The organism is Polyangium jinanense, from assembly GCF_028435265.1.
GTDB lineage: Bacteria > Myxococcota_A > Polyangia > Polyangiales > Polyangiaceae > Polyangium > Polyangium jinanense.
Genome location: NZ_JAGTJK010000081.1, coordinates 1 through 19,469 on the forward strand (window position 1 = coordinate 1; position 19,469 = coordinate 19,469).

The 19,469-nt window shown below is 67.8% G+C and carries 13 protein-coding genes; 7 read left to right on the forward strand and 6 right to left on the reverse strand.

From position 1 onward, the window contains the following. Nucleotides 1-548 precede the first annotated feature (548 nt). Nucleotides 549-1,292 (reverse strand): hypothetical protein, encoded by a 744-nt coding sequence (locus tag KEG38_RS50975; RefSeq protein WP_272428193.1) that lies wholly within the window; start codon nucleotides 1,290-1,292, stop codon nucleotides 549-551. A 56-nt stretch (nucleotides 1,293-1,348) separates the two neighbouring features. Here KEG38_RS50975 and KEG38_RS50980 point away from each other — a divergent pair, with 56 nt between their 5' ends. The 3 genes from KEG38_RS50980 (at nucleotide 1,349) to KEG38_RS50990 (ending at nucleotide 4,582) form a co-directional block, all read left to right on the forward strand. Beyond that, complete coding sequence (locus KEG38_RS50980; RefSeq protein ID WP_272428194.1) at nucleotides 1,349-2,008, forward strand: glutathione S-transferase family protein; 660 nt, start codon at nucleotides 1,349-1,351, stop codon at nucleotides 2,006-2,008. Nucleotides 2,009-2,160: 152 nt separating this feature from the next. Continuing rightward, nucleotides 2,161-2,841 carry a hypothetical protein gene (locus KEG38_RS50985; RefSeq protein WP_272428195.1) on the forward strand — a complete coding sequence of 227 codons (681 nt, stop codon included), beginning with the start codon at nucleotides 2,161-2,163 and terminating at the stop codon, nucleotides 2,839-2,841. A 1,081-nt stretch (nucleotides 2,842-3,922) separates the two neighbouring features. After that, on the forward strand, nucleotides 3,923-4,582 hold the full coding sequence (locus KEG38_RS50990) for a hypothetical protein (RefSeq protein ID WP_272428196.1): 660 nt from the start codon (nucleotides 3,923-3,925) through the stop codon (nucleotides 4,580-4,582). A 3-nt stretch (nucleotides 4,583-4,585) separates the two neighbouring features. Here the strand turns inward: KEG38_RS50990 and KEG38_RS50995 are convergent, their stop codons facing one another. Next, a complete protein-coding gene (locus tag KEG38_RS50995) occupies nucleotides 4,586-5,011 on the reverse strand; it encodes a hypothetical protein (RefSeq protein WP_272428197.1) in 426 nt (141 codons plus the stop codon). Nucleotides 5,012-5,510: 499 nt separating this feature from the next. On the opposite strand from KEG38_RS50995, the gene KEG38_RS51000 reads away from it, so the two are divergent. Beyond that, nucleotides 5,511-7,157 carry a choice-of-anchor Q domain-containing protein gene (locus tag KEG38_RS51000; RefSeq protein WP_272428198.1) on the forward strand — a complete coding sequence of 549 codons (1,647 nt, stop codon included), beginning with the start codon at nucleotides 5,511-5,513 and terminating at the stop codon, nucleotides 7,155-7,157. A gap of 345 nt (nucleotides 7,158-7,502) precedes the next feature. Here the strand turns inward: KEG38_RS51000 and KEG38_RS51005 are convergent, their stop codons facing one another. After that, on the reverse strand, nucleotides 7,503-8,351 hold the full coding sequence (locus KEG38_RS51005; protein WP_272428199.1) for a hypothetical protein: 849 nt from the start codon (nucleotides 8,349-8,351) through the stop codon (nucleotides 7,503-7,505). Nucleotides 8,352-8,416: 65 nt separating this feature from the next. Then, complete coding sequence (locus tag KEG38_RS51010; RefSeq protein ID WP_272428200.1) at nucleotides 8,417-9,184, reverse strand: hypothetical protein; 768 nt, start codon at nucleotides 9,182-9,184, stop codon at nucleotides 8,417-8,419. Between the two features lie 493 nt (nucleotides 9,185-9,677). Between KEG38_RS51010 and KEG38_RS51015 the strand changes: the two genes are divergently transcribed. After that, entirely contained in the window at nucleotides 9,678-10,688 is a 1,011-nt protein-coding gene (locus tag KEG38_RS51015; protein ID WP_272428201.1) for an AraC-like ligand-binding domain-containing protein, read from the forward strand. 83 nt (nucleotides 10,689-10,771) lie between these two features. Here KEG38_RS51015 and KEG38_RS51020 read toward each other — a convergent pair whose 3' ends face one another. Then, a complete protein-coding gene (locus KEG38_RS51020; protein ID WP_272428202.1) occupies nucleotides 10,772-12,778 on the reverse strand; it encodes a LamG-like jellyroll fold domain-containing protein in 2,007 nt (668 codons plus the stop codon). Nucleotides 12,779-13,448: 670 nt separating this feature from the next. Between KEG38_RS51020 and KEG38_RS51025 the strand changes: the two genes are divergently transcribed. Continuing rightward, on the forward strand, nucleotides 13,449-14,192 hold the full coding sequence (locus KEG38_RS51025) for a serine/threonine-protein kinase (protein WP_272428203.1): 744 nt from the start codon (nucleotides 13,449-13,451) through the stop codon (nucleotides 14,190-14,192). Next, complete coding sequence (locus tag KEG38_RS51030) at nucleotides 14,189-16,360, forward strand: Kelch repeat-containing protein (RefSeq protein WP_272428204.1); 2,172 nt, start codon at nucleotides 14,189-14,191, stop codon at nucleotides 16,358-16,360. The genes KEG38_RS51025 and KEG38_RS51030 overlap by 4 nt, the downstream gene beginning before the upstream one ends. Before the next feature lie 546 nt (nucleotides 16,361-16,906). Here the strand turns inward: KEG38_RS51030 and KEG38_RS51035 are convergent. Next, a complete protein-coding gene (locus tag KEG38_RS51035) occupies nucleotides 16,907-19,174 on the reverse strand; it encodes a Kelch repeat-containing protein (protein WP_272428205.1) in 2,268 nt (755 codons plus the stop codon). Nucleotides 19,175-19,469 lie beyond the last annotated feature (295 nt).

Genomic DNA, 19,469 nt, shown 5'->3' on the forward strand with positions numbered 1-19,469 from the left:
GGGAGCCTCGGAGCCGGTGTCCATGCTCGCGCTTGTAGATGCGGGGATGCCCCCTGGAGGGGGACCCCATGATACCGTCCGAGCCAAGAACACCGGTCGAGGGCGCCGATCTCAGGTACGAGGACAAAGCCTCAAGCAGTGTACGGCGACCCTCTCCCAGCTTGCTGCCTACTACAGGGTGGGGTTGATACAAGCATTGGTCTCGTCTGGGAGGCGCTTCGCTGGGGCTTTGCCCCAGGCCCCACCAGGGGCTGTCCGCCCCTGGACCCGGACCAGCGCAAGCGCTGGACCCGGGGTCGATGAACTGCGCGATGCGCAGTTCATCGAACAGGCCAGGTCAAGACCGCGGCGTTGACGATTCAACGGGCAACGTGCCCGTCGCCAGCGTGCAACGCACCTCCATGGTCTTGCCACCGGCCTCTGGTGGAAGAACTGCGCATCGCGCAGTTCTTCCACCCTCGGTCCAGGCCGTGCCTGGTTCGGGTCGAGGGGCGAACAGCCCCCGCGGGGTCCGGGGCGGCGCCCCGGCGCGGCGCTTTGCGTCGGCGCTACGGCTTCCCCGTGACGAACGACGCCGCGAGCACGCGGATGCCGTTCGTGCCGAAGTCGATGCGGAGCTTGCCGTCGCCGAGCTGTTCGATGACCTTGCCTTCGCCGAATTTCGCGTGATGAACGAGCGCGACGTCTTGCGGGGGCGGTGCGACGCGCTCGACGACCGGACGGAAGGCTGAGCTGTCTCCGATGGGGGCGCGTGCTCCCTGGCCGGCTGCCTCCTCGCGCCGCTTCAGATAGGCGCCGAGATCCGCGAGCGGCTCACCGCCCTGCCTCGGTCTCCGGAGGTCCCACGCCACGAGCTTCAGCTTGGCCGGGCTCTTTGTTCGTGCGAAGCAGCCGAAGATGGGCTCCGAGGCGTCTCTCGAAGACAGCTCGGCGAACGCGATGTGATCGAACTTCGTCGCGCGACGCCAGTCGCCCCTATCTGAGGCTTCGTAGAAGCTCACGATCGACTGGGTGAGCCTGACCAGGTCGCCGGGCGTGCGGCCTTCGGCGATCAGGATGGCCAGGATCAGGTCGGGGACTGCCGTCCGGAGCGCCTCGGAGGCGCCTTCGACATCCACTGGATCCATGCGCAGCGACGGCCGGCCCGCGCGCTCCCAGACGGCGGCCAGGAGATCACGATCCTTCGACGACAGCTCGAGGTGACGGGGCGCGCTCGACTCCATGCCGCGGCGAGCATGGCGCAGATCGTGATCGTGCACAACACGCGTGCCCGGGGCGCGTCCCTGATGCATGAACGTGTCGAACCCGGCCGCCCTCGTTCGTCGTGAAGACGCAAGGAGACATGTCCATGACCCTCGAGCTCTACTTCCATCCCTTCTCGTCCTACAGCCAGAAGGCGCTGATCGCGCTGTACGAGAACGGCATCCCCTTCGAGCCGCAGGTGGTGAACGGCCCCGACAGCCCGGCGGGGCAGGCGCTTTCGGCGCTCTGGCCGCTCAAGCGTTTTCCGGTCCTCGTCGATGGCGACCGCACGATCATCGAGGCCACCTGCATCATCGAATACCTCGGCCTCCACCATCCCGGCCCCGTGCGCTTGATCCCCGAAGACCCGAAGGCGGCGCTGGAGGTGCGGATGATGGACCGCTTCTTCGACAACTACGTTTCCACGCCGCAGCAGAAGGTCGTGTTCGATGCATTGCGCATCGAGGCTGACCGCGACCCCTACGGCGTGAGAGAGGCCCGCGCGATGCTCGACACCGCCTATGCTTGGCTGGACAAGACGATGGCGCAGCGCGAATGGGCGGCCGGCGACCACTTCAGCCTGGCCGACTGCGCCGCCGCGCCGTTCCTGTTCTATGCGGACTGGACGCATCCGATTGGCGAACGTTTTCCTCGCGTGACCGCCTACCGGCAGCGGCTGCTGCAGCGGCCGTCTTTCGCGCGGGCCGTGGACGAAGCCCGGCCGTATCGGAAGTTTTTTCCGCTGGGCGCGCCGGATCGCGATTGAAATGCCCGGCTGACCGGACGCGTCGTCCAGACGAGGTCAGCCGCTTCCCGCTTCCGCTACCGCTTCCGCTACCGCTTCCGCTCCCGCTCCCGCTCCCGCTTCCGCCTCCGCTTCCGCTTCCGCAGGGCGGCCGATCTGTGTAGATACGGCGCATGACAAACGTTCGCGTGAGCCTATTCCCCCTGCTCTTCCTTGTTCTCACGACCGCCGCGTGTGGTGAAAAGGGTCCGTCGGGCTCGTCGAGCTCGACCAACGCGGCGGGCGTCTCTCCCCGGCGCGCCCTGTTCAACAAGGCCGTGGCCGCGTTTCCACAGCAAGACATCGCCGCCTGCACGACGCCTGTCGGGAAGCCGCTTCGCCTGGTGCTCCGCGGCAAGGGCGGCACCGGCACGCCCGAGAGTTGCGGCTCGACCGGGTTCGGCGAGGAAGAAGCATGGTTCAGCTACCGCGACGGCGCGGGAGACTGGCAGGAGAAGAAAGTCGAAGAGACGACGAAGCTGGTGCTCTTTCAGATGAAGAGCGAGCAGCTCCCGAAGGTGGCGGGCACCGTCCTCGTTCCGGGCATCATCGAGGGCAGGGCCGTCGTTTTCGATGACCAGGGTGCTCCCACTTGCCAGGTCGCCATCCGCGCCGAGGGCCCGTCGCGAGCGTGGACCAGCAACTCGGAAGGAAATAAGGACGCGAAGCGGGGGCTCTGCGTCGAGCTCTCGTTAGAGGTGACGAAGCGACTGGCCTCCCCCGGCGCCGCGACGGCCGCAGCACCGGAGGCGTCGGCCTCCGCCGGTGCAGGGAGCGCCGCACCTGCGTCCTCGGCCGCGCCTTCGGCAAAGTAGGCCCAGCTCGATTCCGCGCCGCGGAGAGTCGAGCTCGTCAAACGGTACACAAACCGATTTCGCTTGCCGCTTCCGCTACCGCTTCCGCTCCCGCTCCCGCTCCCGCTTCCGCTTCCGCTTCCGCCACGGCGAAGGCCGAGCCGGTCGTGTCCGTCGACGTGACGATGGTCAGGCTACTGGGGACGCCTCGGGTGGGTGTGTCGTCACGGGGATTGGCTATCGGCGCAGGCTACGTTCGTTTCCCGTATGCTGGTAAAGTTGCTCACGATCCGCGCGACGCGGAGGACGCAGACGGTGTTCGGGCGCCGTCCCGGCGTGCAAAGATCGACGCCGAAGGCGCTCCGTGTCGATCGGTGCGTGCAGGGACGTGCTCCGAAGGCCCTTCGCGCCGATCGTGGCGTGCGGGGACGTGCACGAAGGGGGTTCGGTGCACGCCGCAGCACGCAGGGGCGTGCACCGAGGGGCGTTCGTGTCGCTCCCCGCATGCAGAGGAAGCGCCCGAGGGGCATGGGTGCCGTTCACCGCTTGCAGGGGAGGCGCGGGAAGGGTGGGCGTGCGCGGCGCGGCACGCGGCGGACCGCGAACAGCGGCCACGGCGCGGAGAGGACTGTTTCTTGACGTGCCCGCGAGGTTCGAGGATGCACGGTTGATTTGCGGCGATGCATGGCCGATGCCGGAGAGCATGACGAGCGTGGGTTAGGGGAGCGTGGCGGTATTGAGTTGACGCTTCTGGTAGAGCTGCCACGGGTGCTCGCGACCCTCACCGACCCCGCCGTCGTCCGCAGGATCCTCGATCACATCGGCGTCCGCTCCTCCCCGCTGACCCGCGCACCGGCTCGTGATCCCTCTTGGGAACAGCTCGGGTTCGTGTTGGCGTAGCGGCCCGCGCGCCCAAGGGCCGCTCGCCGCGGCCGCCGAGAGAGGCGCGCGCTTGTTCGCCAAGGCCCACGTGTGCCCGAGGGAAGGCGCCTCTGGGCCCCGTTGGGGCAGAGAATGCTCGAAGACCCCCGCCGCGGCCCCGGCGGCGGAGGGGCGAACCTGGACAAAGCCCCTTCGCGTTGCCTATCGTCCGGCGACCTAGATGACGCTCGACGAGCTCCTCTCGCTCCTCCGCCGCGTGCTTCCCGACGACGGCGAACGCATCACGCGCAAGCTCGCGCAGACGGCGGACGCAACGCGCGTCGTGGCCATCCTGTGCGACAAGCCGTGGCCGCGCCGGTTCGCGACGCCGCACGCAGGCATCGTGCAGCGCGTCCGTACGCATGTGCTGATCGGCGAGGAGCGCGTGCCGACCCAGAAGGAGATCGTCGACTCCATCAAGTACGCGCGCGGCAACCCGCTCGGCTGCTGGATCGGCAGCCCGCCCTACGGTTGGTTCGTGAGCGATCCGCACCAGGTGCTCGTCGCCGAAGGGACTCGTGTCGACGCCGGCACCGACGTCGCCGTGTGCCTCTGCACGCTCGCCCACCGGACAGCCACGCTCGGGCGTGCCGACGTCGTGGCCTGCCTCGCGCGCGACCTGCCGGAGCTCGACGAGCAGGACGTCGACAGCCTCGCGGAGGCGATGACGTCGTACGTCGAGGCCTACGACTCGATCGACGACCTCACGAGTCGCACGAACGGAAAGCTCGTTCGGATGTCCGATTTCGACGCCCACAACGAGCGCAACCCGGACGAGCCGCGTTATGGAGAGGCGCGCCTGTTCGGCCTGCCCGAGCTCGCCCGCCTGACGGCGCGGTGATCGCTACGGAGGCGTGGGGCTTGCGGACGTGGGGCGAGCGAGCCGCGACCGCCCCGGGGACTCCGCGCTGCAGTGCGCGACCGGCTTATTCCCCGTGATGTGCGGGTACTCGCTCCAAAGCACCTTGATTTCTGTGTTTTCGTACCAGACACCGCTGAAGCTCGCGGTGCCATTTTCATCGCTCACCTGCCCGGAGAAGGTGTGAAGCGGGTCGTTCACGCCGCCGACTTCGACCAGGTAGAGAAAATTGGGCTGTCCGCCGGTGAGGACCGTCGTGTAGGAGTCCGCGCTCCTCGTGACGGTGCAGCTTGCCTTGTTGTTCAACCCGCTCTTGGGACCGCAGTGGGCCGCGGATCCGATTCCACCACCGCAAGCCATCAGATAGAGCGCGCCTGCCACCAAAAAACACTGCATCAACGCCTTCCGCATATCGCCTCCGGGGTTGTCTAGGGCATTGCACTCTCCGTTCCAGACGCGGCGCAGGCGAAGCCTCGTCTCAGGCCGGCGTGTGGGCACCGAACGCACGATGATTGCTCAGGCCACGTCCAGAGACCGAAACGGGACACTCTCCACGGCCCGCCCGAATTCGCCAACCTGCGATCGCTGGTTCAGCTCGGCGCCGACGCAGACCCTCCCGAACCGCGCGTTCGATGTTCGTGCGGATGGGGTCCCATCGTACGACGTCTTGGCGTACGCTCGTGTCAGCGGCGGGAGACGAGTGAAAAGATGGAGGATTCGAATGCGAATACACCTCTTGTGGAGCATCGGTTTGGCACTGCTCATCGGGGTCGGGTGCGACGGTGCTCCGAACCCTGATGCAACGAGCGGAGGCGGAGACGGAGGTTCCGGAAACGGCGGCGGAGGAAACGGCAGCGGAGGCAGCGGAGGAACATCGGACGATCACGATCCACCAACCGCAATCTTCGCGTTGGCCCCGCCGGCGTACTGGTATGTCGACGCGGTGCCGCTCTCGGCCGGCGTCGCCGGCGACGACGTCACCCACTACCGTTACGCCATCGACGACGGTGCCTTCAGCGACGAGCAGCCGGTGGCGGCGCCGATCTCGATCCCATCCGTCGCGGCCGGCAAGCGCACGCTGAAGATCATCGGGCGCGACGCTGCCGGCAACTGGCAGGTCACGCCGACCCAGGCGAGCTTCCACATGGCCACGACGGGCCCGGAGCCGACGGCGTGCAAGCTCGTGGCCGACGGCGGCACGTGCGACTTCATCCTCACGACCTCGAGCGGCTTCTACGCGACCCCCAACCACTTTTACGACGCGAACGGCGACGGCACCCCCGACTACGAGAAGCTCCTCGACATCAAGCCAGGCTCGAAGGTCTGCCTCCAGGCCGGCGCCTACGACACGCTGAACATCCGCGGCTTCGAGGGCAGCCCGGAGGCGCCCGTCACCCTCGTGAACTGCGGCGGTCGGGTCGACTTCGCGCACAGCCACGCCAATGCGGCCCTGGGCGTGCTCGAGTCACGCTACGTGCGCATCGTGGGCGTCGGAGCCGCGGCGGAGCCGTATGGGATCACCATTGCCACCTCGGGCAACCAGGGCGCGAACGGCCTCGAGATCACCGACGGGTCGTCCGACATCGAGGTCGCCTTCGTCGAGGTCAAGAGCTCCGCGTACGCGGGAATCGTGGCCCGCACCAACGTGAGCTGCAAGTGGCACCGCGAGTCCTTCGTGCAAGAGAACACCTTCCTCCACCATAACAACGTGCACGATACCGGAGGCGAAGGGTTCTACATCGGCGGCTCGCATTGGGGCGCTCTGGAGCTGGTCGAGAACGGCAATGCCCAGTGCGGCGTCAACGCCGGCAATGGCACCATCGTGTGCGAGAACGACTGCAAGTTCGAGCCCGAGCTGCACGGGGTTCGGGTGTACGCGAACCGGGTGGAGAGGACCGCCGCCGACGGCATCCAGGTCGGCAGTGCCTGGTCGGACAACGACGGCACGGTCGATTACGACACCGAGGTCTACGACAACGTCGTGATTGCCGGGGCCACCGGCGACAGCCCCTACAACTCGGGCGCCCTCGACATCAACCCCGGGACTTCGGGCCGGGTGTACCGCAACTTCGTCCGCGGCACGGACGCTTATGCTGGCCTGTTCATCGCGGGCCCGGGCAACATCGACATCTACAACAACGTCATCATCACCGCGACGGACGTGGGCCTGGTGATCCAGGACAACGACGTGGGCGCGAAGAACGGGCCGTTCCGCATTCTCAACAACACGATCGTCAACGACGGCCCGCACGGCATTTACATGTACCACTCGCACAGCCAGGGGAACCTCTGCCACAACAACCTGCTCCTGCGCACGTCCGAGGCCATCCACCTGCTCAACGCCAGCGTCGACTGGAAGGCGTCCACCAACGTCACCACGGGCAGCCTCGAGAGCCACTTCGTGAACGCAGGCGAGGATGACTATCACCTCCTCTCGACGTCGAGCGCAGTCGACGCCGGGACCGACGTGTCCAGCCTGGGCCTCACCACCGACTTCGACAAGCTGCCCCGCAAAGTCGGCCCGTACGACGTCGGAGCCTTCGAATACACGCCGTAAGCGCATTGCCGGGCACCTCTCCGCATCGTCGTCGAGGAGGAGTCCACGACGTCCGATCCTTCGTGCCACGTCGGCACAATCGCCCGGACCTCGGGCAGCAATGGCAAAGCTCGGCTCCCAGCCGAGAGTCCGCCCGCCGTCGCCGTCAAGCCGAGTATCGATGACCAGGGCCCACGCGGTACACAATCTGATTGCACTTGCCGATGCCGCTTCCGCTTCCGCTCCCGCTCCCGCTTCCGCTCCCGCTTCCGCTCCCGCTTCCGCTCCCGCTTCCGCTCCCGCTCCCGCTCCCGCCACCGCGTCCGCTTTGCGTCGAGGTATGTTGATCCGTGGGAGCTTGCGCCTTCATAGGATGAAACGCTCGAGTTCCGCTTCCGTAAAGGGTTCGCCCGTAAAAGGGTTGATACGTGGACGCGCCAGCGGGGGGATCTCGGGCGAACCGGGCCACGTGATGCCCACCTTTTGAAGCTTGCGTTGCGCGTTGAGCAATTGCTCCGGGTCGGGCGGGGTGGGAAGCAGCGTCGCGAGTTCGTCCGTCGTCAGCTCCGTAGGGCCAACCAGAGCGCGGGCGGTTACTGCGTTCACAATCGCGTGGATGAGGCCGGCCTCCGTTCGGTCGAGCTCCGCCACTTCCGCGTCGTTCTCTCGATCCCAAACGCGCGGCAGCCGACCACCTCGGAGCAAGCCCCACGCGGCCAGCCGGTCGGCGCCACAGGCCCCCGGGTCGTCGAAGAGCGTGCCGGCGAGACGATCGCCGTAGAGCCAAAAGCCCACGCCCGCCAGCTTCTCCCCATGATTTCCATTTCCGAGCATGCGGGTGGCCATCACAAGCGCGGGCTCCAGCTCGTCCGGAAGGCCCGGCAGCGCCGCGCGCACATCGTCCGGGCCACGCGTCACCGCAGAGGCCGACAGCCCGAGCTGCTGGATCGGACCCCACCCGAGCTCGAACGCGAGACCAACAACGCCCGCCTCGGTCCACGCCACGACGTCGTTGTTCCCGCATCCGTCGCCGTTGTCGAAGGCGCCCCGCCGGAGGTCGCCCAGCCAACGCGGATAAAAGGAGGCCGCGAATCGATGGCGCCTGAGCGGGTCCAGATGTGCGAGGATGCCTTCGACGTAGGCGCGCAACGCGGCGCGGACGATAGCGTCGCGGTCGAACACGAGGTGTCCGAAAGGGTGGTTTCGCTCGACCATGGTGCCTTCCTACAGCACGTTTGTCTCGGCGTCCACGTGCTCGCCGCCTGCGTCCGCCAGCCGCGTCAAGGCGTGTACGCCGGAACCTGGTTGATCTGCACCACCTCGTCCGCCGGCGGGTCGTTGTACCAAAAAAACCGGTTGAGCTTCGTCGAGATGACGGCCGCGTTCTTGTTCGAGTTCGTGCCCCACGGACAGCAGCGCTGGTCCTTCATGGGCACGATGTGGTGCACCTGTGCTTTCGCTGGAGGGTAGCCAGGCGGATCGTCGAGGACGTCCGGCTCGGTGCACGTCGTCGGCTTGCCGTTCTCATCATCACAAGGGAACTTGAAGCCCGCGAGATCAGAGTGAACCTTGCCGCCGTGCGCGTCGCGGTTCACCTGGAGGATCAGGTCGTGCTGGTCGACGAGCTTTCCGTTCTTGTCGAGGGTCTTCTTGTAGAAGTCTATCCCCGGTCCAACGACTTGCGGCTCGGGCAAATTCCGGTAGGGACCGTTCACCTCCGTCGGCATGCCGTTGACCTCGATGAGCGGCGTCTGCCGCGGCGCGGCCTGGTAGTTGATCGTGATCTTGTTCGCGACATCCGAGCCGATTTGCCGCGTGTAGTCACCGTTTCCGACGGGCTGGCACGTGTAACTATCGTCGTACGGCGCATTCCCCGACACCTCGCCGATCTTCACGGCATCGGCACACGCGTCCTCCCACTTCTGATAGAAGCAGTCGAACGTATTGGCCTCGGACATGTAGCAGGCCGTGCCGAACGCGGCGATGTACTTGGCGCGTAGCGCCACGTCCGTCTTCGGATTTCCCACGAGCGGGATGCGGTAACGCATGCACGGCTTTTCAATCGACGCCGGGCATCCGGGCGCCTTGTCGGGTGGCGTAACGCCCGAACCGAGAGGCCCCGGCTCGTTCGATCCGCACGCCCCCGTCATCCCTGCCCCAACGAAGCCCGACACCAGCACGCCCAGCATTGCCGAGCGGCGTCTCGTCATTGCTTGCATGGCATACCGAATCGCACGGTTGACCAGCTGGCGGCAAGGGAGAGCGAACCAGGGGGCTCACCATGCGCCCGGGAACCGAGCCGCTTCCGCTTTTGCTACCGCTTCCGCTTCCGCTTCCGCTTCCGCTTCCGCTTCCGCTCCCGCTTCCGCTGCCGCTCCCGCTTCCGCTTCCGCTCCTGCTCCCGCTCCGGGTGCGACCTGCGAGGTCAAAATCGTCCCAAGCGTGAGCGCAGAGCTTGCTTCGTACCGGAGATTACGTAACTTCGCGCTGTTCTTCATGACCAGCGATGCCGCTTCGTCGGGGCCTAGCCCATACACGCTCGTGGAAACGTGCCATCTCGACGAGGCGCGCGACATCTTCCTCCGCACGTACGGTGAGTCGCAGCTCGATGCGGCGGACGCCAAGCGGTTCGAGTGGCGGGCCAGCCTCGCCAGCACGGGCCCCGTCGCCTTCCTCAGCACGGGGAGCAGCGGTACGCCCATCATGCGCGTCACGCCCGCGGGCTACAACGTGGTTTTGCTCATCGAGGGAAGCGGACACGCGACTTCGCACAAGGCCGCAGCCGACATCACGCCGGAAGGCGGCGCGGTCGTGTTCACGCCAGGACGCCCCTTCGTCTGGAGGGTTTCGGAAGGCGTCCGCGCGTTTACCGTGCGCATCGACCCCGCCTACCTGCAGGCCGAGCTGGAGGCGCTCACGGGCCGGACCGTGCACGGGCCGCCGCAGTTCGCGCTCTTCATGGACACCCAAGCCGGCTACGGCGAGTCCTTCCGGCAACTGTGCCTCTTCCTGGCACGAGAAATCGAAAAGAGATCCGCGATGTTCCAGGAGCCGCGGCTCATAGCCCCTCTCGGCGAGACCGTCGTGCGCGCGCTCCTCCTGGGCCAGGCGCACGACTACGCCCATCTGCTCCAGACGCGCGCGCCGAGCGCCGGCATCGGCGCGGTCCGCAAGGTCGAGGAATACGTCGAGGCCGCCGGGCCGCGCCCGGTGTCCATGCGCGAGCTCAGCGTGGTCACCGGCGCGAGCGGGCGCTCGATAGACAAGGCCTTCCGCGCCCATCGGGGATCCACGCTGGCCGCCGCGCTCGCGAGATCACCGCCGCCGAGCGCAAACGAGGAAGGCGCGGTGGGCGCGCGCATCTCCCTGCTCACGCCGCGCGAGCGCGATGTGTGCGCGCTCGTGGCGCGGGGGCTGCTCAACAAGCAGGTCGCGGCCGAGCTGGGCATCTCCGAGGGCATCGTGGAGAGGCACCGGGGCCGGGCGATGAAGAAGCTGGAAATAGGCGGCGCCGCCGAGCTGGGGAGGCTATGGGCGGCGCTCGACGGATGAGGCGGGAGAGGGCGGGGACTGCGGCGCGGGGCGAGCCCGGCGGGAAGGGGGACCTCGGCGCGACGGAGTGGACGAGGCTCAGCTCACGGGATGCAGACGCCGGCGGAGGCGGCGGCGCAGATCGAGGAGACCTCCGCGTCGCTGAGCTGCGTGGGGTAGAAGGCCGCCTCGTCGATGAGGCCGCGGAAGTTGCGGCCCCCCACGGTGTCCTCGCTGCCGATGGTGACCGGAAGCGCCGAGGACAGGTTGATCGTGCCGGCGTAGAAGCTCGAGGTCTGCCCGACGAGCGCGCAGTCGACGTAGAGCTTCACCACGTTGGCGTGTCGCGAGACCGTGATGTGGTACCAGGTGTGGAGCGAGAGCGACACCGGAGCCGAGAAGCCCGTGTTCACGCCCGCGCCGTTGTTGACCGCGAAGCCGAGCTGCCCGTCGCTGAGGCTCACGGCGTAGCCGGTGCCGCCGGTGCCCCGGTTCCTGGAGAAGAGGACCTGGTAGCCGGTGGCGTCGTTGATGTTGATCCACATGTCCACCGTCAGGTCGTTGAGGCTCGCGAACGGCGTCGCCGTCGTCGCGATCGCCATGTCGCCGTTCTGGGTGTCGAACGCCTGCCCGACCTTGCCGGCGGCGAAGGCGACCCCGGTGCGCAGCGTCCCGTTGTAGCCGTTGCCCGAGCTGTCCGCGGCGTCGTTCTCGCCCTTCCAGAAGCCGGTCGCCGTCGGCAGCCCGCTCACGCAGCCCACCAGGTTCTGACAAACGGAGCCCTGGTAGCCGTCGGCGCACTGGCAGGTGTAGCTGTCGACGCCGTCGACGCAGGTGCCGCCGTTCAGGCAGGGGCTCCCGGCGCAGTCGTCGATGTTGGTCTCGCAGTTCGCCCCCGTGAAACCGGTGGCGCAGGTGCAGGTGTAGCCGTTCACGCCGTCGGCGCAGGTGCCACCGTTCTGACAGGGCGCGGAGGCGCAGTCGTCGATGTTGATCTCGCAGTTCGTCCCCGTGAAGCCGGCGGCGCAGGTGCAGGTGTAGCTATTCACGCCGTCGACGCAGGTGCCGCCGTTCTGACAGGGCGCGGAGGCGCACTCGTCGATGTTGATCTCGCAGTGCGTCCCCGTGAAGCCGGCGGCGCAGGTGCAGGTGTAGCTATTCACGCCGTCGACGCAGGTGCCGCCGTTCTGACAGGGCGCGGCGGTGCAGTCGTCGATGTTGATCTCGCAGTTCGCCCCCGTGAAGCCCGCGGGGCAGCCGCAGGTGTAGCTGCTCGGGGTCTGGGAGCAGATTTTGCCGGTCGTGCAGAGGTCGTTCTCCGGAACGCAGTGGCACTTGCCGGCCGCGCCGACAGCATAGATGCCGGCGATCTGCGCGGCCGTGAGGTCGGCCCCCCAGACGGCCGGCTCGTCGATGAGGCCCGTGAAGTAGCGGAGCAAGACCGTGTCCTCGCTACCGATGGTCAGCGGGAAAGCGCTGTCGATCAATGCGCTGGAGAAGGCGCTCGTGGAGGTCGCGTCGAGGACGCCGTTGATGTAGAGCTTCACCACGTTGCCGTTGCGGGTGGCAGCCACGTGCGTCCACGTGTTGGCGGACAGCGTGGCGTTGCTTGCGAGCGCGAAGTTGCTGCCGTTGTTCATCCCGAACACCAGCTTGCCGCCGCCGATGAGCAAGTTGTACCCGGTCCCGAGGAGCCCGCGGTTCTTGCCGATGATGGCCTGGGTCAGGAGGACGTTGGAGGGGTTAATCCAGGCTTCGAGCGTCATCGCCGTGGGGAAGGTCAGCGCGGGGGAGTCGGCGACGCGGATGTCGGTGAGGCCGTTGAAGGCGAAGGCCTGACCTACCTTGCCGGAGGCGAAGGTGACCCCGAGGCCCAGCGTCCCGTTGTGCGCACCATACACGTCGTCGGCGTTGCCGGCGCCCGCCCAGAAAGCCGTGGGCCGGGGGTGGTCCCCGTAGCAGGCCTGGTCGGTCTCGAGGGATTGCGCGGCCTCGCCGATGGGGTCGTCGGTGCTGCCGTCCATCGTGTCCGGCGTACTCATGCAGCCGCCGGCGAGCAGCGCGACGGGCATGGCGAGGCCGAGCGTCGCGAAGAAACGGATGTGTCTCATGCGGGTTTCCTTCTCGGCCGGGGAGAGCGTGGCGAAGTGGAGCGCCATGCGGGGCGGCCCGAGCGAGTGGAAAGTAACGGAGAGGAACATTCTGTGGAGGGGTGGGTTTCCACCCCTTGCAAGGCGAGCCAAAGTGTGATGGGGCGGAGCATTGCGCGCGTTTTGGCGGATCCGATTACGGGTGCATTGGACATCCGGGACTCGACCTGCCCCCCCTTCCTCAAAAGCGGTGCACAATCAGGTCTCGCTTACCCCGCCGTGACCCCCGCCGCGCTTTGGGCTCACCTCCTTCGTCTCGTCCTCGAAACCCGCGAGGCTCGCGACGAGCGCGTGCTTTCCGGCAAGTGTGCGAGCGCGATGCAATGTCGAAATGTTGGGCTCACACCGATGCCGAACGCACATGTGTATCTGTCGTGCAAGAAAATTCGATGATACCGTGCGGTTCTTGCGGAAGGCGCCGGAGCGGGAGCGTCCTCTTGCGGGTGAGGACACGCGGGCCACGTGTACCCATTCGAAAATGGCGGGTTCTTCGCCCTGAGCCCTGACGCGTTACGGGTTCTAGCGCCCTCCGCGTGGAAGAAGAGCGAGCCCGCTCGACAACGTCCGTTGTTCCTCGACATGGGGGCGGCATTGCGCCGAGACGCCCCCCTCCTTTACTCTCGCCGATGCCTTGATCGGAGACATCTTCGACGGACGCTACCGGATCATCCGCTTGCTCGGCCAAGGGGGGATGGGGGCGGTTTACGAAGCCGAGCAGCTCGAGACGGGCGAGCACGTCGCGCTGAAGTGCATCGATGGAAGCCTCCTGCTCCGGAGCAGCAGCGGCGTCGGCCGCTTCCAGCGCGAAGCGAAGGCGATGGGCTCGATCGACACCGATCACATCGTTCGGGTCCTCGATTCAGGGACCGATCCGAAGACCCAGGCGCCGTACATGGTGATGGAGCTCCTGGAAGGCGAAGACCTCCAGCAGCTGCTCGACCGGGTCGGCAAGCTGGAGGTCGACGCTGCCCTCCGCATCACCGCGCAGGTCTGCCTCGGCCTCCAGAAGGCTCACGAGGCCCGCGTCGTGCACCGGGACATCAAGCCCGCCAACATCTTCCTCGCCCGCCGCGCGGAGGGCGAGATCGTCGTCAAGATCCTCGATTTCGGCATCGCCAAGATCAAGCCGGAGCCAAGCCAGGGCGGCCCGACCACGGGCCTTACCCGCACCGGAAGCCTCGTCGGCTCGCCGCTTTACATGTCCCCCGAGCAGGCGCGGGGCCTCAGCAGCATCGACTTTCATACCGACCTGTGGTCGCTCGGCATGGTGCTCTACCGCGCCCTCTCGGCGGCTACAACATTGACAATGGTGATCTCGCGAGCGCGGAGCTGTACGACCCGGCGACCAAGAGTTGGCTCCCAGCCGTCAATATGAGCACCGCCCGCCAGGATCACATCGCGGCGCTGCTGCCGAGCGGGCAGGTGCTCGTCGCTGGCGGCTACAACATTGACAATGGTAATCTCGCGAGCGCGGAGCTGTACGACCCGGCGACCAAGAGCTTTCTCCCGGCCATCGCGATGAGCACCACCCGCTGGAATCACGCCGCGACGCTGCTGCCGAGCGGGCAAGTGCTGGTCGCGGGCGGCGTCCTCAACGCTGTTTCTCTCGCGAGCGCAGAGCTGTACGACCCGGCTGGCCGTTGGGCAGCCGCGGATTCGATGCGCGCCGGCCGTGTCCACGCGACCGCGACGCGGATGTCCAACCACCACGTGCTGGTTGCCGGAGGCACCAGCGCGGCAGGCTACGAGGCCAGCGCGGAGCTGTACGACCCGGCCATGGGGAGCTTCACGTCGACCTGCGCGAACGACGACGCGCCCCCGACCTGCGCGATGAGCACCGCCCGCGCCTCTCACACCGCGACGTTGCTGCTCGACGATCAGGTGCTGGTCGCCGGGGGCATCAGCAAAACCGGCTACGAGACGAGCGTGGAGCGGTATGATCCGGCGACCAAAACCTGGACGCCCGCCACCGCGATGCATGGCGACCGCGCCTATCACGTCGCGGTCGAGCTCGATACGGGGCGGGTGCTGGTCGCCGGGGGTTGGGGGACGACGGGTATTCGTCAGGACGCAGAGCTGTACGACCCGACCACGAACACATGGGCGCTCATCGACAGCATGAACGAGGCCCGGTGGCAGGTCACCGCGACGCTCTTGTCGAACGGCCAGGTGCTCGTCGCCGGGGGCAATGGGACCCGTGGCCCTCGCAGCGACGCGGAGCTGTACGACCCGCAGAACAGCACCTGGACGCTCGTCCCAGCCGCGATGAGCTCCCCCCGCACCGGCCATACGGCCACCCTTCTGCCGAACGGTCGGGTCCTCCTCGCCGGCGGCGCGGGCCAAAACGGCGCGCTCGCCTCGGCGGATCTCTTCGACCCGGCATCCAAGATCTTCACGCCTGTGGCGCCGATGCTCGACGCCCGGATGGGCCATGTCGCCACGTTGCTGCCGGACGGTCGGGTGCTCGTTGCCGGCGGCGCCGATACCGGCGGTCCCTTGGCGGGTGCGGAGATCTACGATCCGGCCAAGAATGCCTGGCAACAGGTCCGCTCGTTGATCACGCCCCGGAGCGAGCCCGTGGGGGCAGCGCTCCAGGATGGGCGTGTGCTCTTGGTCGGCGGCCTCGGCGAAGGCTTCATTCCCCTGGCCACCGCCGAGCGCTATGAGCTCTTTTCCAATGGCACGCTGTGCGGCCGGCCGACCGACTGCCAGAGCGGCTTCTGCGTCGACGGCGTCTGCTGCAACACGGCCTGCGCCGCCGGCCCCTGCGACGTCTGCTCGGTCAGCACCGAGATCACCCCCCTGGGCGGCCAGACGGCGGGCACCTGTACGCTGCTAACGGGCCCCACCTGCGATGACGGAGATCTCTGCACCCAGACGGACGTCTGCCAGAGCGGCGTCTGTACGGGCCAAGACCCGACCCTGTGCGCGATGCCTGACCCGTGCCACAAGCAGGACGCGTGCAACCCCAAGACCGGGGTATGCCCGCTGCCGGTGAATACGGACGACAATACCCCGTGCGACGACGGCAATGACTGCACCACGGAGGACCGCTGCCAGGCGGGCGGCTGCACCGGCACCAAGGACGTCCGCTGCGCTTGCCCCGAGTGCGTGCCTTACGTCTGCTTCGGTCTCTCGCGGTCCTGCAAGACGAGCTGCGATTCGGTCAACGACTGCGCGTCCGGGTATGTCTGCGACCCGACGCACCATTGCGTACCCCCGCCGCCCGACATGCACACCGTGGACAACAGCGGCTGCGCCCTCGCCCCTCCCGGCGCACCGGCCCACTCGCCCTGGAAGCCCTGGGCGCTTTCGCTGCTCGCCCTCGGCACACTCGGCGCCCGGCGCCTCGGCTCCGCCCCGACGAGGCGTCGCGCCGGGGCGCTGCCCCGGGCCCCGCGGGGGCTATCCGCCCCTCGACCCGGACCAGGGCAAGCCCTGGACTCGGGGTGGAAGAACTGCGCGATGCGCAGTTCTTCCCACAGGCCGGTGCAAGACCAGGAAGGCGCGTTGCCCGCTGGCGACGGGCACGTTGCCTGTTGAATCGTCAGCGCCGCGGTCTTGATGGGCGGGTCGTCGCTGGTCTTGACCTGGCCTGTTCGATGAACTGCGCACCGCGCAGTTCATCGTCCTGGGTCCAGCCCCTGGCTGGTCCGGGTGCAGGGGCGGACAGCCCCTGCTGGGGCCTGGGGCAACGCCCCAGCGCAGCGGCGTCGACCCGAGGGACCTTCGCGAACGGAGCGCAACATCGACCGGGAGGTCCCGGGACCTTCGCGCACGGAAGCGCAACATCGATCTGGGAGGTCCCGGGACCTGCGGGAACGGAGCGCGACGTCGATCCGGGAGGTCCCGGGACCTGTGGGAACGGGGTCCCACACCGATCCGGGAGGTCCCGGGACCTGCGGGAACGGGGTCGAAGACCGATGACGGAGGTCGCGGGACCTGCCCGCGCGGCGTAGAGGGGGTGAAAGCTGCGATGAACTGCGCATCGCGCAGTTCATCGACCCCGGGTCCAGCCCCTGGCTGGTCCGGGTGCAGGGGCGGACAGCCCCTGCTGGGGCCTGGGGCAACGCCCCAGCGAAACGGCCTCTAGCCCCTCATCGCGCGTCCCGCGCGGCGACGCCGCCGGAGGAAGGGCAGCAAGGCGAGCACTGCCCAGCGCGCCCCCGCCCCCGTGTCGCTCGCCAACCGGCACCCGCACCCGTCGCCACCCAGCTCGGTATCCGCGCTGCCCCCCGTACCGGTCGCCGTCCCGCTGCCGGCGCTACCGCCATCGCCACCGCTGCCGCCATTGCCGCCGCTGCCCCCGGTGCCGCTGCTCGACGAGGAGCTGCCGGACATGCAAGCCCCGCCGAGGCACGTGCCGCCGGGGCAAGGCGTGCCGTCGGGTTTGGCCGTGTCCACACATTGACCCGACTGCGCCTCACAAACGCCCGGCTCGTGGCACGCGTCGGGCGCCGGGCAGACGACCGGGCTGCCCGGCGCGCAGGTGCCCGCTTGGCAGGTATCATCGCTCGTGCAGAGATCGCCATCGTCGCACGCCGTCCCGGTGAGCAACGTGCAGACGCCGTCCGACGCAGCGCCGCCGGCCATCGTGCATGCGTCGCACGCGCCGGCGCTGCAGGCCGTATCGCAGCAGACGCCGTCGGCGCAAAAGCCGCTCGCGCATTCGTCCGCACCAACGCATGCGCTGCCAAGCGGTAGTGAGGCATAGCGCTCGGTGCTCGTCATCGAGAACGACGCGTCTCCATGGCCGCCCGTCACGAGCACCTCGTCATTGCCGAGCAGCGTCGCGCAGTGGTGCTCGCGCGCCGCGGTCATCGCGCCGGCCGGCTTCCACGTATTGCTTGCAGGGTCGAAGATCTCCGTGGTCTCGAGGACCTTCCCGCCGCCCCAGCCGCCCGTGGCGAGCACCTCGCCGCTGCCGAGCAAGGTCGCCGTCTGCGCATAACGCGCCTGGTTCAACGAGCCCACGGCCGACCAGGTGTTCGTGGCCGGATCGTAAAGCTCGGCGCTCGCCAGGGGCTCGCTGTCGGAGCCGCCGGCGACGAGCACCTGGCCATTGCCGAGCAATGTCGCGGTATGCTCCGATCGATGCTGGATCATGCTCGGCGCCGCCGACCAGCTATTTGCCGCCGGGTCGTAGAGCTCGACGCCGTCCGGCCCAGAGAGGCTGCCGCCGGCGACGAGCACCTGGCCATTCGGAAGCAGTGTCGCCGTGTGGTTCCAGCGGCCCGTGGTCGGGGCTGCCGCGTCGGTCCAAAAGTTTACGAGCGGATCGTAGATCTCCGCGCTCTTCTGCGCGCCGCCCATGAGCGAGTTTTCGCCCCCCACGACGAGCACGCGGCCATCGGGGAGCCGGGTCGCGGTGGCGCGGGTCCGGGCAACCTTGAGCGCGCCCGCAAAGTACCAGGTGCCGCTCATCGGGTCATAAACCTCGGAGATCGCGAGCGGCGCGCCAGCGGCCTCGCCGCCGGCGACGAGCACATAGCCAAACTCGGTCAGCGTGGCGGTGTGCGACATGCGGGCCTTCATCAAGGAGCCCGTCTCGGTCCAGGTGTTCGTCGCTGGATCGTAGATCTCCGCGCTCGCCGTCGCGTTCCCGGAGCTCTCTCCACCCGCGACGAGCACCTTGCCATCCGGCAGCTGGGTCGCCGTGTGCCACCTTCGACCGGTGTTCATCATGGCAGCGGAGATCCACAGGGGATCGACCAGCACCTCCTCTGCATCGGCGTCCACGTGCAGCTCGAAGCTCGTCCCCTTCGCGACGAGCCACACGCCCACGCTCCGGCCCTCGGCCGCATACGCGACCGGCGCGGTGACCGTGAGACGCACGACGCCGAGGGGATCGACGATTTCCACACGATCGCCACGTTGCCGCGCGGTCATCTCGTCGAGCTGCCATGCCGCCACCGCTTCTCCAGCGCGCACCGCGGATGCTTCGAGGTGGAGCCATTCCTCCACGCCTTCCGGGACGCGCGTCCAGAAGGACGTGCCTCCTCGGCGTGGATAGGCCACCGCGTGGTCGGCCAGCACGCCTTTCCCTTGCGTGCCGATCTCGTGCACACGCACCTCGACCCCGCCGAATCCGCGGAAGCGGATCGTCTCGTGACCCTCTCGCGGCAGGGTGACGAGAGCGCGCGAGGAGGCGCTCGCCTCCGACGTGTCCGAAAGCGAGAAGCTCGCGTCCGTGGCGCGTATCAGCGCGTCCTGGTCGAGCACCTGAGCTGCTTGTTCGGGAAATCGTTGTCGGAGGGCGCTCGCGGGCCCGAGCTCCTGCGTCGTCGGTTCGCCTCCGCAAGCGCCGCCGAACGACGCCGCGACGAGCAAGAGGGGTGTGATGGATGCTTTCGTCATTCTGGGTCCTTTCATAATCGGCAGGGCCGGGAGCACGAGGGCGCTGAGATGACGGATAAGAGAAAAAGTCATTTGGGTATCGTTGTCGTCCATGGTCGCCGCGCGGGCTGGCCAGCGCTGGCTTGTGAGTTTCGGGTCGCCGTATTCAATGTTGGTGCCATCGGTGTTGCGGTGCTCGGTGGACGCGGTCTCGGCCGGCTCCGCCAGGCGACGGAGCCTGGACGCGAGGCGGCCTCGATTCCGTCGCTCTTCCGCGGGAGTGAGTGCGGAAGACCGCACCTGAGGAGCAGGGCGC